At 46.7% G+C, this 16,962-nt stretch carries 10 protein-coding genes; 9 read left to right on the top strand and 1 reads right to left on the bottom strand.

Annotated features, from left to right (window positions below; all coding sequences use genetic code 11):
* Positions 1 to 90 precede the first annotated feature (90 nt).
* Positions 91 to 1,974 (bottom strand): amidophosphoribosyltransferase, encoded by a 1,884-nt coding sequence (locus tag G7Y45_RS14775; RefSeq protein WP_005778294.1) that lies wholly within the window; start codon positions 1,972 to 1,974, stop codon positions 91 to 93.
* Between the two features lie 753 nt (positions 1,975 to 2,727).
* On the opposite strand from G7Y45_RS14775, the gene gltB reads away from it, so the two are divergent.
* From gltB to G7Y45_RS14820, 9 genes are all read left to right on the top strand, one after another.
* The gene (gltB, locus tag G7Y45_RS14780; RefSeq protein WP_165015213.1) at positions 2,728 to 7,272 is read left to right on the top strand and encodes a glutamate synthase large subunit; all 4,545 of its coding nucleotides are present in this window, start codon (positions 2,728 to 2,730) and stop codon (positions 7,270 to 7,272) included.
* Positions 7,273 to 7,337: 65 nt separating this feature from the next.
* Positions 7,338 to 8,699, top strand: a complete 1,362-nt coding sequence (locus tag G7Y45_RS14785; protein WP_032540501.1) for a glutamate synthase subunit beta — start codon at positions 7,338 to 7,340, stop codon at positions 8,697 to 8,699.
* A gap of 54 nt (positions 8,700 to 8,753) precedes the next feature.
* The gene (asnB, locus tag G7Y45_RS14790; protein ID WP_165015216.1) at positions 8,754 to 10,424 is read left to right on the top strand and encodes an asparagine synthase B; all 1,671 of its coding nucleotides are present in this window, start codon (positions 8,754 to 8,756) and stop codon (positions 10,422 to 10,424) included.
* A gap of 251 nt (positions 10,425 to 10,675) precedes the next feature.
* A complete protein-coding gene (locus tag G7Y45_RS14795; protein ID WP_005820571.1) occupies positions 10,676 to 11,437 on the top strand; it encodes a glycerophosphodiester phosphodiesterase family protein in 762 nt (253 codons plus the stop codon).
* 262 nt (positions 11,438 to 11,699) lie between these two features.
* Entirely contained in the window at positions 11,700 to 12,254 is a 555-nt protein-coding gene (locus G7Y45_RS14800) for a DUF4251 domain-containing protein (RefSeq protein WP_005820573.1), read from the top strand.
* A gap of 236 nt (positions 12,255 to 12,490) precedes the next feature.
* Positions 12,491 to 13,528 carry a sensor histidine kinase gene (locus G7Y45_RS14805; protein WP_165015219.1) on the top strand — a complete coding sequence of 346 codons (1,038 nt, stop codon included), beginning with the start codon at positions 12,491 to 12,493 and terminating at the stop codon, positions 13,526 to 13,528.
* Complete coding sequence (locus G7Y45_RS14810) at positions 13,521 to 14,300, top strand: LytTR family DNA-binding domain-containing protein (RefSeq protein ID WP_022012618.1); 780 nt, start codon at positions 13,521 to 13,523, stop codon at positions 14,298 to 14,300. The genes G7Y45_RS14805 and G7Y45_RS14810 overlap by 8 nt, the downstream gene beginning before the upstream one ends.
* Positions 14,301 to 14,761: 461 nt before the next feature.
* Positions 14,762 to 15,571, top strand: a complete 810-nt coding sequence (gene dapF, locus G7Y45_RS14815; protein ID WP_032530055.1) for a diaminopimelate epimerase — start codon at positions 14,762 to 14,764, stop codon at positions 15,569 to 15,571.
* An 87-nt stretch (positions 15,572 to 15,658) separates the two neighbouring features.
* Positions 15,659 to 16,891, top strand: coding sequence for an LL-diaminopimelate aminotransferase (locus G7Y45_RS14820; RefSeq protein ID WP_005778316.1), 1,233 nt, complete (start codon positions 15,659 to 15,661; stop codon positions 16,889 to 16,891).
* The last annotated feature ends 71 nt before the right edge of the window (positions 16,892 to 16,962 follow it).

A 16,962-nucleotide genomic window follows, 5' to 3' on the forward strand; every position in this document is an offset into this window, starting at 1 on the left:
GCAGAGGTTTCATCTTTTATTTTAAAGTACATCTAAAAGAAACCGGTCCACTGTGTACGCTGCATCCTCTGTAGTAAAATCCTGATTTTCTTAAAATTGATATACCTGTTCAATATAATTAATAAATGCTTCGTTCAGCAGTTTCACTCCGCCCGGCGTTGGATAATTACCGCTGAAATACCAGTCTCCCGTATGGTTGGGACATGCCTCGTGCAATCCTTCAAGGGGTTGGTAAACAATCTGTACCTTGGCCTTCGTACCCTTCGGCGTCAGCAGTTCCACCATTTTAGCAGAGATTTCCTCGTCGGTGAAAGGAGCATAAATCTCCTTCACGTAGTTTACCATCTGTTCCTTCGGCAATCCTACCTGATCTTTCGATTTCCGGTAAGCTGCCGCGATCACGTCTTTCATATCCCGGTCCTTCAATAGTTCGATTGCCGCCTTGAAAGCGATGAACTCGGACATTTTCGCCATATCGATGCCGTAATAGTCCGGATAGCGAACTTGCGGGGAGGAAGAAACGATAACTATCTTTTTCGGTCCCAAACGGTCGAGGATACCGATAATGCTTTGCTTCAATGTGGTGCCACGGACGATGCTGTCATCGATAATCACCAGATTGTCGATACCTGCCCGGAGGCTGCCGTATGTTATGTCATACACGTGTGCCGCCAGATCGTTCCGGCTATTACCTTCGGCAATGAAAGTACGTAGTTTGATGTCCTTGATCGCTACCTTTTCCGAACGGATACGGCGAGACAGGATCACTTCCAGTTCATCGTGGTCCGGATTATGTCCCAGATTGGCAATCTGTCGTACCTTTTCTTCATTCAAGTAATCGTCCAGCCCTTGAAGCATACCGTAAAATGCCACCTCCGCCGTATTCGGTATGAACGAGAATACGGTATGGTCGAGATCATTATCAATTGCCTTCAGGATGTTCGGCACCAGCTTTTCACCCAGTTGTTTTCTCTCCTTATAGATGTCCGCGTCACTACCCCGTGAGAAGTAAATCCGCTCAAACGAACAGGCTTTCTTCTCCCGCGCTTTGTTAATCTGTGCCGTACGCAGTTTTCCCTCTTTGCTGATAAGAAGTGCCTGCCCCGGTTGCAATTCCTTTATTTCTCCTATCGGAACATTGAGTGCAGTCTGAATCACCGGACGTTCACTGGCAAGCACCGCAATTTCTTCATCCTGATACCAGAATGCCGGGCGGATCCCCCACGGGTCACGCAACGCAAAGCTCTCTCCGCTTCCGGTCAGTCCGCACATCACGTATCCTCCATCCCATTCCTTGCTCGATGTACGCAACACGTTGGCAAGATCCATATGATCCTCAATATAATGCGTCACGCCCATACCGGTCAGTCCTTCGGCCTCGGCCTGATTGAACAGTCGTTCCACTTCCCGGTCGAGTCTGTGCCCCACCTGTTCGAGCATGATATAAGTATCGGCATACTTACGCGGATGTTGTCCGATGGCAGTGATACGGGCAAACACTTCGTCCACATTTGTCATGTTGAAGTTACCGCAAAGGGCAAGGTTCTTCGCCCGCCAGTTGTTCCTTCTGAGAAATGGATGGACATAGGATATGCCGGATTTTCCGGTGGTCGAATAACGCAGATGTCCCATGTATACTTCCCCCGCAAAGGGCAGTGTACGCTTGGCAAACCCGGCATTATGCAATTGCTCCCCGGTCAGATCCTTGAAGTTGGCCTGCACCGTTTCAAAAATTTCAGTGATGGCACCGGAACCCAACGCCCGTTCACGGAACATATACTCTTCACCCGGATTTGCTTCCAGTTTCACACATGCCAGTCCGGCACCTTCCTGCCCACGGTTATGCTGTTTTTCCATCAGCAGGTAGAGCTTATTGAGCCCATACATCCATGTCCCGTACTTCTTTTCGTAATACTCCAGCGGTTTAAGCAAACGAATCATGGCAACGCCACATTCATGTTTCAGTTGTTCCATCTATTTTCGATTTAACTATATTACAATCGGTTATTGAACTCACACCATAATCACACTCTTTTCCTCCTATCCCGGTCGGTCTGTCGTGCCTTCCCGACCCATAACGATACATCACGGGCAAAGGTACACTAATTATCAACGGTTTAAAGCACTTTAATGTTTCCGGACTTCCGATACATAGATTATCGGTCTTACAAAACCGGTAACTCTGCAGGAAACATGAAACGAAATGAACGGGGATCTCTGTACAGGTACTGTTACAGGAAGTATAACTTTGGGATAGAAATTCTTGGAGGATAACGGTGGAAATTTCAAGATTGCCGTTAGCAATAAAAACAGATGCTTCGCCTTTCGGCTGATACATATCAATATAGCCTACCATTCCACACATATTATCCTTTTTTGTTTTCGCGTGCAAAGATACATAATCTAAATAACATAAAGATTAGTTTTCCTATAAATATTTGACATAAACGTACAAAAAAGTTGTTTTAATATCAAAACGTTAATTTATCTATTATTTCAGTCTCAAAAAGAAAGAGATTACAATCGTTTAATGATATAATGGAAGCAAGTTACAGTTTGAAACAAAAAGTAGTTAATTTACTTACGATCTGAAATATCAAAAAACTAAAAAGAGAATTAGTGTCACACAAAGGCGCGCAATACATATCATAATGAAATTAAATCCCTATTTTTGCCAAACATTTTGATACAACAAACAGGTATTATCGTATAATAAAGCTAAACAGAATGAAGGAACAAGAACTTTTTAACAACGAAACAAAAGAGTTGCCCTGTCAACGACTGCCCGAACAGTTGGGGCTCTATCATGCAATGAACGAACATGATGCCTGCGGAGTGGGTATGTTGGTGAACATTGACGGGGGAAAATCGCACGACATTGTGGAGTCCGCACTAAAAGTACTGGAAAACATGCGTCACCGTGGTGCCGAAGGAGCGGATAACAAAACAGGAGACGGCGCAGGCATCATGCTCCAGATTCCTCATGAATTTATCTTGTTGCAAGGCATACCTGTCCCCGAAAAAGGGAAGTACGGAACAGGTTTGATTTTCCTCCCCAAAAACGAAGAAGACCGGGCAACCATTCTGAGTATTATTATCGAGGAGATTGAAAAAGAAGGATTAACACTGATGCACCTGCGCAATGTACCTACTTGCCCGGACATATTGGGTGAATCGGCACGAACAGCCGAACCGGACATCAAACAGATATTCATCACCGGATTTACGGAAACGGAGACAGCCGACCGCAAACTCTATGTGATAAGAAAAAGGATTGAAAACCGGATACGCAAATCATCTGTCCCGGCAAAAGACGACTTTTACATTGTGTCGCTGTCTACCAAAAGCATCATATATAAAGGTATGTTGTCATCCTTACAGTTGCGTAGTTATTTCCCCGATCTGACAAACAACTATTTCACCAGCGGACTTGCATTGGTACACTCACGTTTCAGCACCAACACATTTCCCACATGGGGACTGGCGCAACCCTTCCGTCTACTGGCACACAACGGTGAAATAAATACCATTCGCGGTAACCGGGGATGGATGGAAGCAAGGGAAAGCGTACTCTCCTCACCTACCTTGGGGGATATCAGGGAGCTCCGCCCCATCATCCAGCCGGGTGGAAGTGACAGCGCCTCTTTAGATAACGTACTCGAGTTCCTGGTAATGTCCGGCCTCAGCTTGCCACATGCCATGGCTATGCTGGTACCGGAATCATTCAACGAAAAGAATCCGATCAGCGAAGACCTGAAAGCATTCTACGAATATCACTCCATCCTGATGGAACCATGGGACGGACCGGCTGCCCTGCTGTTCAGCGACGGTCGCTATGCGGGAGGTATGCTCGACCGTAACGGACTACGCCCCGCCCGCTATCTGATTACTCACAACAACATGATGGTAGTGGCCTCCGAAGTCGGCGTAATGGACTTCGAGCCCGGAGATATCAAAGAGAAAGGACGCCTGCAACCGGGCAAGATATTGTTGGTAGACACCGAAAAAGGTGAGATCTACTACGACGGTGAACTGAAAAAACAGTTGGCGGAGGCCAAGCCTTACCGTACCTGGCTCGCCAACAACCGGATTGAACTGAATGAACTGAAAAGTGGACGCAAAGTATCACACAGTGTAGAGAACTACGGCCGCATGCTACGTACCTTCGGCTATTCAAAAGAAGACATCGAAAAGATCATCACCCCGATGGCGACCGGAGGGGCCGAACCGATCAATTCGATGGGCAACGACACCCCCCTGGCCGTACTCTCGGATAAACCACAACTCTTGTACAATTACTTCCGGCAACAATTTGCACAAGTGACAAACCCTCCCATCGATCCCATCCGCGAGGAATTGGTGATGTCGCTGACGGAATATATCGGTGCTGTGGGCATGAACATTCTCACCCCCAGCGAGAGTCATTGCAAAATGGTGCGCCTCAACCACCCTGTACTGAACAATGCCCAACTGGATATCTTATGCAATATCCGGTATAAAGGATTCAAAACGGTAAAGCTGCCCATGCTGTTTGAGGCTGATAAAGGAAAAGCCGGACTTCAAGAGGCACTGACCGCCCTGTGCAAGCAGGCAGAAGCCTCCGTCGTAGAGGGAGTCAACTACATCGTACTGACCGACAGAGAGGTCGATGCCACACATGCTGCCATTCCATCCTTACTGGCTGTCAGTGCAGTGCATCATTATCTGATCTCAGTGGGCAAACGTGTCCAGACTGCTCTGGTAGTAGAAAGCGGCGAGATACGCGAAGTGATGCATGCAGCCCTGCTGCTTGGCTTCGGAGCCAGCGCATTGAACCCCTACATGGCCTTTGCCATTCTCGACAAGCTCGTTACCGGTAAAGATATCCAACTCGATTATGCCACAGCAGAAAAGAACTACATCAAAGCCATCTGCAAAGGGCTCTTCAAAATCATGAGTAAAATGGGGATCAGTACCATCCGTTCATACCGGGGAGCAAAAATATTCGAAGCTATAGGATTAAGCGAAGAACTGAGCAAGGCTTGTTTCGGCGGCCTGCCCTCTACCATCGGCGGCATCCGGCTTGAAGAGATAGCCAAAGATGCCATCGCTTTCCACAATGAAGGATTCGCAGCGGAAAACAGTGATGACATTCTGCCCAACAAAGGCTTATACTCTTTCCGAAAAGACGGGGAAAAACATGCCTGGAATCCGGAAACGATCAGTGCCCTGCAACTGGCAACCCGCCTGGGCAGCTACAAGAAATTCAAAGAGTTTACACAAATGGCAGATGAAAAAGAAATGCCCATCTTTCTGCGCGATTTCCTGGGATTCAAACGGTCGCCTATCTCTATCGACAAGGTAGAGCCCGTTGAAAACATCATGAAACGTTTTGTTACCGGTGCCATGAGTTACGGTTCGATCAGCCGGGAAGCACACGAGACAATGGCCATCGCCATGAATGCCATTCACGGACGGAGCAATACCGGTGAAGGAGGTGAAGATGCCAAGCGATTCACCCCGCGTCCGGACGGAACAAACCTGAGAAGTGCCATCAAACAGGTAGCTTCGGGACGTTTTGGCGTGACTGCCGAATATCTGGTAAACGCGGATGAAATACAGATCAAGATTGCACAAGGCGCCAAGCCGGGCGAAGGCGGACAGTTGCCCGGCTATAAGGTGGACGAAGTGATAGCCCGTACCCGTCACTCCATACCGGGCATCTCGCTGATTTCCCCTCCTCCTCACCATGATATTTATTCAATCGAAGATCTGGCACAACTTATCTTCGACTTGAAAAACGTAAATCCCCGGGCGAGAATCAGTGTCAAACTGGTAGCCGAAAGCGGAGTCGGCACCATTGCCGCAGGTGTAGCCAAGGCCAAAGCCGACCTGATCGTCATCTCCGGTGCCGAAGGCGGAACAGGAGCTTCATCCGCCTCTTCCATCCGTTACGCCGGCATCCCACCCGAATTAGGATTGAGTGAAACCCAGCAAACCCTGGTGCTGAACGGACTGAGAGGTCAAGTCATGCTCCAAGTGGACGGACAGCTGAAAACCGGACGGGACATCATCCTGATGGCAATGTTGGGAGCCGAAGAGTTTGGATTTGCCACCTCTGCCCTGATTGTTCTGGGATGTGTCATGATGCGCAAGTGTCATCAGAATACTTGCCCGGTAGGCGTGGCCACACAAAATGAAGAATTACGTAGACGCTTCCACGGACGCAGCGAATACCTGGTGAACTTCTTCACTTTCCTGGCACAGGAGGTACGCGAGTATCTTGCGGAAATAGGTGTCGGAAAGCTGGACGACATTATCGGACGGACGGACCTGATCGAACGCACCCCCCAAGATATGCTCCCCAAGCACAGCCTGATTGACTTCAGCAGGTTGCTGGCACGGGTTGACAACCGGGCTGCCATTCTGCATACCACCAATCAGGACCACGGTATCTCGGCGGTGAAAGATGTGGAAATAATCCATGCCGCCCGCGAAGCCATCGAACGCCAACGGGAAGTCTCTCTGGAATATACCATTGCCAACACTGACCGCGCGTGCGGTGCCATGCTCTCAGGTGCCATCGCTACCCGGTATGGAGAAAAAGGTCTGCCGGAACATACGCTGAACGTCAAATTCAAAGGTTCCGCCGGACAGTCATTCGGTGCCTTCCTTGTACCGGGAGTCAACTTCAAGCTGGAGGGCGAAGCCAACGACTATTTGGGAAAAGGATTGAGTGGCGGACGTATCGCCGTACTTCCACCGGTACGGAGCAATTTCGAAGCGGAAGAAAACACCATTGCCGGAAACACCCTGCTATACGGAGCCACCAGTGGTGAAGTATACATCAATGGACGTGCGGGCGAACGTTTTGCGGTGAGAAACTCCGGAGCCGTCGCTGTTGTCGAAGGTGTGGGTGACCATTGTTGCGAATACATGACCGGCGGACGGGTGGTCGTGTTGGGACAGACCGGACGCAACTTTGCAGCCGGCATGTCGGGCGGCGTAGCCTATGTATGGAACAAAGAAGGAAACTTCGACTATTTCTGCAACATGGAGATGGTGGAACTTTCACTGATCGAAGAAGCCGGCTATCGCAAAGAACTTCATGAACTGATCCGCCAACATTATCTCTATACAGGCTCAAAACTGGCACGCACCATGCTCGACAATTGGAATCACTGCGTGGACGAATTCATCCAGGTGGTACCGATCGAATATAAAAAGGTGTTGCAGGAAGAACAGATGCGGAAACTGCAACAGAAAATCGCAGATATGCAGAGAGACTATTAGATAAGCCGCCGAACCTGTATATCAGATACCAATCTCAATCGTAAACTATAAAATCGTAAATAAAAATGGGAGATCCAAAAGCATTCTTAAATATTCCCCGTCACGAGGCCGGATACCGCCCCGTACACGAGCGCATCACTGATTTCAGTGAGGTGGAACAGACCCTCAACACAAGTGACCGCAAACTTCAGGCTTCACGCTGCATGGATTGCGGTGTCCCCTTCTGCCATTGGGCTTGTCCGTTGGGCAACAAGCAACCCGAATGGCAAGACGCACTCTACAAGGGAAAATGGCGTGAGGCCTACCAGATATTGTCTGCCACGTGCGACTTCCCGGAGTTTACCGGACGCATCTGCCCGGCACTCTGTGAGAAGTCGTGCGTACTGAAGCTATCGTGTGACGCCCCTGTCACCATCCGTGAAAATGAAGCAGCCATCGTGGAAGCAGCTTTCCGAGAAGGTTATATCATGCCGGCAATTCCCAAACGAAATGGAAAACGGGTAGCCGTCATCGGTTCCGGCCCTGCCGGACTGACGGTTGCCAACCGCTTAAACCGCTCGGGGTATGCCGTCACCGTTTTCGATAAAGCAGCAGCTCCGGGTGGATTACTTCGCTACGGAATCCCCAATTTCAAACTGAATAAAGTCATTATCGACCGCCGGATGAAGCTCCTGGAAGCGGAAGGCATTGAATTCAGAATGGGAACCGAGATCGACACGCATAAACTCACTCCGGAGAGTCGCACTTCCGATTTCGATGCCTATTGCATCTGCACCGGAGCGGAAACACCCCGGGATCTGCCCATTCCGGGACGCGAGTTGAAAGGAATCCATTTCGCTCTTGAGCTGTTGAGCGGACAAAACCGAATCATTGAAGGAGAAACTTTTTCCAAAGACGGGCAAGTAAATGCGAAAGGCCGAAAAGTGCTGGTCATCGGTGGCGGAGACACAGGCTCCGATTGTATCGGCACAAGCATTCGTCAAGGGGCGGCCTGCGTGACACAAATCGAAATCATGCCCAAGCCTCCTGTTGCCCATAATCCTGCCACTCCGTGGCCACAATGGCCGGCTGTACTGAAAACCACCTCCAGCCACGAAGAAGGCTGTATCCGTCGCTGGAGCCTGACTTCCAACCGGTTCCTCGGAAAGAACGGTAAAGTCACCGGAGTGGAAGTAGAAGAAGTGGAATGGTTACCGGACCCCGTCAACGAACGCTCTATTATGAAGCCGACCGGAAAAAAGGAAATAATCGAAGCAGATATGGTTTTATTAGCGATGGGATTCCTCAAACCCGAACAGCCAGTATTTGCCGAAAACGTATTCATCGCCGGAGACGCAGCAACAGGCGCAAGCCTTGTGGTGCGTGCCATGGCAAGCGGACGTACAGCAGCGACAGAGATAGAAAAATATTTAAACGCCAAGCGGTGAACAGCACGTAGTTTATTCATCATCAGACATTAACCCTTTAAAACAATTACGATTATGTGTGGAATAGCAGGAATTTTTAATATAAAAATTCAGAGCAGAGAACTCAGAAGCAAAGCCTTACAGATGGCACGGAAAATCCGGCATCGGGGACCCGACTGGAGTGGAATTTATTGTGGTGGAAGTGCCATCCTGGCACACGAGCGCCTTTCTATCGTCGACCCTCAAAGCGGAGGACAGCCCCTTTACTCGCCCGACCGGAAACTGGTACTGGCCGTCAATGGCGAAATTTATAATCACCGTGACATCCGTGCCCGGTATGCCGGCCGTTACGAGTTCCAGACTGGAAGTGACTGTGAAGTGATCCTTGCACTTTACCGCGACAAAGGCATCCGTTTCCTTGAGGATCTCAACGGTATTTTTGCTTTCGCCCTTTATGATGAAGAGAAAGATGAATACCTGATCGCCCGTGACCCCATCGGAGTAATACCTTTATATATAGGAAAAGATTCCGAAGGACACATCTACTTTGGCAGCGAGCTCAAGGCACTCGAAGGATTCTGCGACGAGTACGAGCCCTTCCTTCCCGGACACTACTATCACAGTAAAGAAGGAAAAATGAAACGCTGGTATACCCGCGACTGGATGGATTATGAAAAAGTGGCGAAAGAAAACGGCACCTCTCCCTGCCGACAGATTCATGACGCTCTTGAAGAAGCAGTACACCGCCAGCTGATGTCCGACGTACCTTACGGAGTACTTCTTTCGGGCGGACTGGACAGCTCTGTTATCTCTGCCATTGCCAAGAAGTATGCAGCCAAACGTATTGAAACGGACGGTGCAAGCGATGCCTGGTGGCCGCAGCTCCACTCCTTTGCTGTCGGGCTGAAGGGTGCACCGGACTTAGTCAAGGCACGTGAAGTGGCCGAATACATCGGTACTGTTCATCACGAAATAAACTACACCCTTCAGGAAGGGCTCGATGCAATCCGGGATGTCATTTATTTCATCGAGACATACGATGTCACTACCGTCCGGGCTTCCACACCGATGTATCTATTGGCACGTGTCATCAAGTCGATGGGCATCAAGATGGTACTAAGCGGTGAAGGTGCCGACGAAATCTTCGGCGGTTACCTCTATTTCCACAAAGCACCGGATGCCCGGGCTTTCCACGAAGAAACCGTAAGGAAACTATCCAAGCTGCATTTATACGACTGCCTTCGTGCCAATAAGAGCCTGGCAGCGTGGGGAGTGGAAGGACGTGTCCCTTTCCTCGACAAAGAGTTTCTCGATGTGGCAATGCGGCTTGATCCCAAAGTAAAAATGGCTCCGGGAAAAGTCATCGAAAAGAAAGTCCTGCGTGAAGCCTTTGCGGGTATGCTCCCCTCCGGCATCGCTTGGCGCCAAAAGGAGCAGTTCAGTGACGGTGTAGGATATAGTTGGATAGATACGTTGAAAGAGATCACCGCAACGGCTGTCAGTGACGACCAGATGGCACACGCTGCAGAACGTTTTCCTATCCATCCCCCAATGAATAAGGAAGAGTATTACTACCGCAGTATCTTCGAAGAGCACTTCCCCAGTGAAAGCGCTGCCCGCAGTGTGCCCAGCATTCCCAGTGTAGCCTGTTCGACAGCCGAGGCACTAACATGGGACACCGCATTCAAGAACCTGAACGATCCCAGCGGACGTGCCGTAAAAGGGATACACGTAGAAGCATATTAAAAAGGGGGTAACTCTAATAGGCAAAGGGTGTAGCCATCGGACGCTCAGGGTGTAGCCCCGACAAACGGATGGCTACACCCTATCCACAGAAGCGTTGCTCCTACCCATACTCCCATTTTCGGTACACAGGAATGTATTGTAAAGAGATTTAAAAGAAATTTATAGCTTTGTTTAACGCAGATTAGCATCCTTATCCTGCTGATTTGCGTTACTTTTTTATATCTTTGAAGGCGAACCAAAAACTGAAATATATGAAAATAAAAAAACTTCTGTTTGCCTCTGCCCTGCTTTTTTCAGCATACAATGCCGCTGCGCAAACCCAGGTCATTGCACATCGCGGATTCTGGAAAACCGAAGGTTCTGCGCAAAACAGTATCGCCGCCTTGCTAAAAGCCGACTCCATCGGATGCTACGGTTCGGAGTTTGATGTATGGCTGGCAGCCGATGACCAGTTAGTGGTCAACCATGATCCCACATTTAAAGGGAAAAGGATGGAAAACTCACCTTCCACCGCACTGACAGCCATCAAACTGGATAACGGGGAGAGCCTGCCTACCCTTGCCAAATACTTGAAAGCGGCACAACCGCTACACACCCGGTTGATTCTTGAGCTGAAAGCACACACCACTCCCCAACGCGAAACAAAAGCCATCGAAAAAATCGTTGCACTGGTAAAAGATATGGGACTGGAAAACCGGATGGAATACATCACCTTCTCCCTGCATGCCACGAAAGAATTCATCCGCCTGGCTCCGGCAGGAACCCCGGTTTATTATCTGGACGGTAATTTGTCTCCCAAGGAGCTGAAAGAATTAGGATGTGCCGGGCCGGACTATCATTACACAGTATTCCGCAAACATCCCGAATGGATCCGGGAATGCCATGATTTGGGCATGAAAGTGAATGCCTGGACTGTGAACAAGACGGATGACATGAAATGGCTGATCGATCGTAAAGTAGATTTCATCACCACCAATGAACCGGTACAACTGCAAAATCTGTTGAAAAAATAAATCTCCGTATCCAATCATTTTTTTAATTCTCCCTTGAGTGAGTACACGCCCACTCAAGGGAGTTTTTTCAATCCCGACTTCGTGTCTCATAGCTACAAAAACCATTCCGTATCTATTTAAAATGTTACTTTTACGATTCAGCATACCATATTTACAATTTAGCAACTACCGTTTACAATTCAGAAAATAAACTTGAAAAAAAATAAAGCAAACGTTCTATCTTTGAGCAAAAGAAAATATATAACTTTAAAAAATTAGAATCATGAAAAAGTTATCAGTATTACCGGTGTTGCTGTTATTCGTTTGTCTGGGAAATGTACAGGCACAAACAGCAAAAGAAATGACACGTAAACAAAAGAAAGCTGAACAGGAATTACTGGATCAAGCATTATTTGATGAAGCCAAACAGGCAATTACCATGAAAAATTTCATTTTAGAGGCCGACCATGTGATATTTAAGCACGGTACATCGGCCTTCGTTTCTTCGAATACAAATTTTGTAGCAGTAAAAGATGACAAGGCCGTGGTTCAGGTAGCTTTCAACATACCCGTTAGCGGTCCTAACGGTTTGGGTGGTATCACCGTCGAAGGTAGTACCTCCAACTACAAACAGACTACCGACAAAAAAGGAAATATATTCGTATCAATGAGCGTAATGGGAACCGGAATATCCGCACAAGTAAACATTCGCTTGGACAAGGGAAGTAATAATGCGTCGGTAGATATAAGTCCGAACTTCAATTCAAATCGTTTCACACTGACCGGAAGTTTACTTCCTTTGACTAAAGCTAACGTTTTCAAAGGTACATCACTTTAAGGTAAAAAGATTGTTTTCAGGCCATAATCAAGTATTAAAGTAATAATTACATTATCCATAAAAGTGAATTACCGGACGGAATTACGGAATAAGAGAATAACGCCAGTTTCCGCATAGGCATTTGTTTATACTATTTTTCGAGAAACAAGAGGTTGCCCAGAACCATTGTGATATTTTGTGTCTCCTCTTGTTTTTTTTACTAAATTTGTAATATACACATAAAGTCTACAATCAATATGCGACAAAAATACAATCATTTGTTCAATGGCTTGCTATTCTCAGGGTTAGCATCTTTTTCATATCTGTTTCTCGTGCTGTACTCCGACTTGGCTCCGAAGCATTTGGAAGTATTGATTTCTTTTAAGTCGTTCATATTGATACTTGCCGCTTTTAATCTGGTTGGTTTCGGAGTATTGATGATTCACAACTGGCAGAAGCGCAGTTTCCAGTTCCTGGTCAAACGCAAAGATCGATTAATTATTGACTGCATCCTTACTGCGATCATACTGTTTTTGATGAATTATCTGGTCTGGTCAATAGTAAAAGCCATATTTGAGGTTTCCGAACCTTTTATCCTAAAAGGCCGAGGATTAAGAATAATAGCCCTGGTCTGGTTAGTAGAAATGGTGATAACCAATCTAACTTTGACTATCAACTTCTACAGGCAATTGGTTCTTTTGCACGAAAAGGCAGAGCAATTTGAAGAAGCTTCCATAAAAGCCCAATACGTAGCCTTACAGAATCAACTGAATCCGCATTTTCTTTTCAACAGCCTCAATACGCTTATCTCCGAAATAGAATATTCTCCCCGAAACGCCGTTCTATTCACCCAGCGCTTGTCCGACGTATACCGGTATATATTACAAAGCCAGCAACAGCGCTTGGTTACTTTAAAATCGGAATTGTCTTTCATTGATTCCTACATCTTTCTTCATAAAGTTCGTTTAGGAGATTGTATCCGAATCGATAACAAGGTAGAGTTACACAATTACGATTTGAAGTTACCTTCGTTGGCCCTACAGTTATTAGTAGAAAACGTCATTAAACACAACATTATTAATATGGATTATCCGATGAAGATACTGATTGATTACGAACAACAAAGTGGTATGTTGGCGGTAACCAATGAAATTAGAGTAAAGCCCAATGTAGCTACTACGGGAATGGGGCTAAAGAATCTTTCAATCCGCTATCGTCTGATATGCGATAAGAATATCCTCATAGAAAGTAATACTAATTATTTCACCGTTAAAGTTCCCCTATTAAATGAATAAAATTACAGCTGTTATTATTGAAGACGAAATTCCGGCGGCCCGCCGATTGAATAAGATCATAAATGAAATACGTCCCGAATGGCAAGTCACGATATTGCCCGGCAGTGTAGAAAAAAGTGTAGAATGGTTTAATAAGAATCCACATCCGGATATTGTTTTTCTTGACATACAACTGACAGACGGCATTTCATTCACATTTATCGAACAAGCACGTCCGGAGAGCACTATCATCTTTACCACTGCATACGATGAATATGCTATTAGGGCTTTTGCCGTCAATAGCATTGACTATTTACTTAAACCGATAGACAGTGTCCGGCTGGAAGAAGCTATTGCCAAGTTCGAACATCTTACCACCAAATATCTGGTACAGGAGCAAAAGACAACCGATCTAATAGACATTTTACAAAACATAGCCAATCCGTGCAAAAAGTATCGCACCCGTTTTCTTATATCAGGCGAAGATAAACTTTTTACCCTGCAAGTTGAAGATATCGCCTATTTCTATTCTGAAAACAAAATAACTTTTGCCGTTACCAAGCAAAACAGGGAACATATTATCGATCTCTCTCTGGACAGGCTGATGGAACAACTCAATCCGGATATCTTTTTCCGAAGTAGCCGGCAGACAGTGATCAGTATTAACGCTATTGAGCGGATTGAATCGTATTTTCTGGGAAAAGCCATTTTACATGTAAAACCTCCTTTTAAAGATAAGATAATCGTCAGCCGTGATAAAATACCTCAGTTGAAACTTTGGTTAAACTACTAAAAGCATTACATATCTTAGACATTTGAAATTGTTTTATCTCCTCCATCATTGATATAGAGATTTAACTGTATCCAACTTCGGACTCAAATACATATTCTGATACAGTCCGGTTAGCCGCACACAAAAAGAAAGCATTTAAGAAGAAAGAGGTTTCATTCTGTCAGGATGGAGCCTCTTTCCTCTTTTATAAAGATGCCCAATTGATCTAAATCAATTCATCTATCCTATCCCAAAATCCTAAAAGAGACACAGAACAAAATCGCTTCATTACAGTTTATTAAAAATATGCAGCATTCTTATTTCAATTCAGAAGTAAAAACAGGCAGAAATATCAAAAAGTGAAAGATCTCTTAAAATAAATAGATATAAGACATGCTTTCAATAGAAATACAAAACAAAAAGTCATATCTTTGCATAGTAATAAAACAAAAGGATACATCAATCGATTAATACAGATCAAAATGACAAGAACGATTCAATTCACCAAAATGCATGGGGCAGGAAACGATTACATCTATGTAAATACCCTCAGGTTTCCTATCCGCAATCCCGGTAAAACAGCCATCGAATGGAGTGCCTGCCATACGGGGATCGGCAGTGACGGGCTCGTTTTGATCGGTCATTCGGACAAAGCAGATTTCAGCATGCGCATATTCAATGCCGACGGTTCGGAAGCAATGATGTGCGGTAACGCAAGCCGGTGCATCGGCAAGTATCTTTATGAATACGGACTGACCTCAAAAAACATCATCACCTTGGAAACCCTCTCGGGTATCAAAGTGCTGAAACTGCACCTTGAAGTCCAAACGGTAAAAGCCGTAACGGTTGATATGGGTGTACCACTGGAAACCGGAACAATAGATTTCGACAACAAATTTCCATTCGTCTCCACGCAAGTATCGATGGGGAATCCGCACCTCGTCACCTTCGTGGACGATATCCGGAGTATAGACCTTCCGGAGATCGGCCCGAAGCTGGAAAAACATCCGCTTTTCCCCGACCGTACGAACGTGGAGTTTGCACAGATAACAGGAGAAAACAAGATCCGTATGCGGGTGTGGGAAAGGGGATCGGGCATTACACAGGCCTGCGGGACAGGCGCCTGTGCAACAGCCGTAGCGGCCCATCTCACCGGACGGACGGGACGAACCGTAGATATCGTGATGGACGGAGGCACACTGACCATAAAATGGGACGAAGCAACAGACCATGTATACATGACCGGACCGGCAGTTAAAGTATTCGACGGAACAATAGAACTAAGAGAATAGTTAATGGATTTCAGGTATCAGTCCATTTGATAAGGTATAAAGATTCAGTTTTCAGGAATAACATTTCAAACTTAAAACAAGAACAATATGGCATTAGTAAACGAACATTTTTTGAAATTACCGGGAAGCTACTTGTTCTCGGACATAGCGAAGAAGGTCAATACTTTTAAAATAACACACCCGAAGCAGGACATCATCCGGCTGGGGATCGGCGATGTGACCCGTCCCCTTCCGAATGCCTGCATCGAGGCCATGCACAAGGCAGTCGAAGAGATGACGTCTACCGAAACCTTTCGCGGATACGGTCCCGAACAAGGATACGATTTCCTGATTGAGGCCATTATCAAAAACGACTATGCTCCACGGGGTATCCATCTTTCGCCTACGGAAGTATTTATCAACGACGGCGCCAAAAGTGATACGGGTAATATCGGAGACATTCTCCGTCACGATAACAGTGTAGGTGTCACAGATCCCATTTATCCGGTTTACATCGACAGCAACGTGATGTGCGGACGTGCCGGAGTGCTGGATACCGAAAGTGGCAAATGGAGCAACGTCACTTATATGCCTTGTACCGCCGAGAATCATTTCATCCCGGCCATTCCGGAGAAACGCATTGACATCGTCTACCTCTGTTATCCCAATAATCCCACCGGTACAACGCTGACAAAAGCTGAACTGAAGAAATGGGTAGATTACGCACTGGCCAATGATACCCTGATCCTGTTTGACGCAGCTTACGAGGCCTACATTCGGGAACCGGATATTCCCCACTCCATCTACGAAATCAAAGGAGCCAAGAAATGTGCCATCGAGTTTCGCAGTTTCTCGAAAACAGCAGGTTTCACCGGAATACGCTGCGGATATACCGTTGTGCCGAAAGAGCTGACGGCAGCCACACTCGAGGGAGAACGCATCCCTCTGAACCGGATGTGGAACCGCCGCCAATGCACCAAGTTCAACGGAACGTCTTATATCACCCAACGTGCCGCAGAGGCGGTTTATAGCCCCGAGGGGAAAGAACAGATACAGGAAACGATCAATTATTATATGACAAACGCCCGCATCATGAAAGAAGGACTGGAATCCACCGGACTGAAAGTATACGGAGGAGTAAACGCACCTTATTTGTGGGTAAAGACTCCCAATGGAACCAGTTCGTGGCGTTTCTTCGACCAGATGTTGTACGAAGCCAATGTAGTGGGAACTCCGGGAGTCGGTTTCGGCCCCAGCGGAGAAGGTTACATCCGCCTGACGGCATTTGGCGAACGAAACGATTGCATCGAGGCAATGCGGCGCATCAAGAACTGGCTGTAAAGCTTTCATGTGATACGGGTAACATGAATACAAAGCGGAGATGAATACGGTTTCACCACAGATTGACGCGG

It is taken from the genome of Bacteroides sp. ZJ-18 (genome assembly GCF_011038705.2).
Taxonomy (GTDB): Bacteria; Bacteroidota; Bacteroidia; order Bacteroidales; family Bacteroidaceae; genus Bacteroides; species Bacteroides hominis.

Coding starts and splice junctions, on each gene's coding strand:
- G7Y45_RS14805 (WP_165015219.1), top strand. CDS start 12,491: ATGCGACAAAAATACAATCATTTGTTCAATGGCTTGCTATTCTCAGGG.
- G7Y45_RS14810 (WP_022012618.1), top strand. CDS start 13,521: ATGAATAAAATTACAGCTGTTATTATTGAAGACGAAATTCCGGCGGCC.
- asnB (WP_165015216.1), top strand. CDS start 8,754: ATGTGTGGAATAGCAGGAATTTTTAATATAAAAATTCAGAGCAGAGAA.
- G7Y45_RS14785 (WP_032540501.1), top strand. CDS start 7,338: ATGGGAGATCCAAAAGCATTCTTAAATATTCCCCGTCACGAGGCCGGA.
- G7Y45_RS14795 (WP_005820571.1), top strand. CDS start 10,676: ATGAAAATAAAAAAACTTCTGTTTGCCTCTGCCCTGCTTTTTTCAGCA.
- dapF (WP_032530055.1), top strand. CDS start 14,762: ATGACAAGAACGATTCAATTCACCAAAATGCATGGGGCAGGAAACGAT.
- G7Y45_RS14800 (WP_005820573.1), top strand. CDS start 11,700: ATGAAAAAGTTATCAGTATTACCGGTGTTGCTGTTATTCGTTTGTCTG.
- gltB (WP_165015213.1), top strand. CDS start 2,728: ATGAAGGAACAAGAACTTTTTAACAACGAAACAAAAGAGTTGCCCTGT.
- G7Y45_RS14775 (WP_005778294.1), bottom strand. CDS start 1,974: ATGGAACAACTGAAACATGAATGTGGCGTTGCCATGATTCGTTTGCTT.
- G7Y45_RS14820 (WP_005778316.1), top strand. CDS start 15,659: ATGGCATTAGTAAACGAACATTTTTTGAAATTACCGGGAAGCTACTTG.